Annotated in this window: 2 protein-coding genes; one reads left to right on the forward strand and one right to left on the reverse strand. The window is 39.0% G+C overall.

What is annotated here, in order from left to right; translation table 11 throughout:
- The first annotated feature begins 50 nt into the window (after nucleotides 1–50).
- Nucleotides 51–452, forward strand: a complete 402-nt coding sequence (locus ACYVTD_RS14905; RefSeq protein WP_461248498.1) for a YIP1 family protein — start codon at nucleotides 51–53, stop codon at nucleotides 450–452.
- On the opposite strand, the gene ACYVTD_RS14910 is transcribed toward ACYVTD_RS14905, so the two are convergent.
- Nucleotides 439–734: DUF5696 domain-containing protein (locus ACYVTD_RS14910; protein ID WP_461248499.1), on the reverse strand; the 296-nt coding region annotated here is incomplete at its 5' end. The genes ACYVTD_RS14905 and ACYVTD_RS14910 overlap by 14 nt on opposite strands.

Raw genomic sequence — 734 nt, forward strand, 5'->3', positions numbered from 1 at the left:
TCGCGGTAATGTTTTAACTTATAGTATTTCATTGCTTTTTGAAATTCTTTTTGCCGGTAGGCTTATGGACTGTGGCAAACTGGAGTCTTACAACTCTTATGGACGGCAAGGGGCGAATGTTTGAAATTTATATGTCCGTTTGTTATGCGCTAACGCCTTATGTAATCATCACCGCAATTACAATAATTTTAAGCCAGTTTATCACTTTCGATGAAGGCGCAATTTACTGGGTGCTTGCGAGTTTTGCCGCTATATGGACAGGTATTCTTATACTTGCCGGAATGATGATGGTTCACGATTACAGTCTTGTCAAAACAGTGCTTTCCAGCCTGCTTACAATAGTAGGAATGGGAGTAATGGTGTTTATATTTGTAATATTTTTCAGCCTTATTAGCGATGCTGTTTCTTATTTTGTATCGCTGTATAAAGAAATATTGTTCAGGTTGATATAGGAGGACGGGCAAGATAATTAAGTTTCCCCCACAGTTTACGTTCGCCAAACCATACAAAGCTGTACGGATAACGCTGTACACGCTCGCGGTTCACAAAACGGGCGGCGTCGCTGTAAAGATTAAATCCGCTAAACGCTTTTACATCTCTCATAAACATAAAATCAACTTCAGGATAAACAATAAAATTATTTTGTTCCGCCGTAATGACGGTATGTTCAAAATCTTTTTTGCTGCCAAGCGCGTTAATTAATTTGATTTTTGCAGGCACTGTATGCTCTACAC

Source organism: Treponema sp. R6D11 (assembly GCF_054786075.1).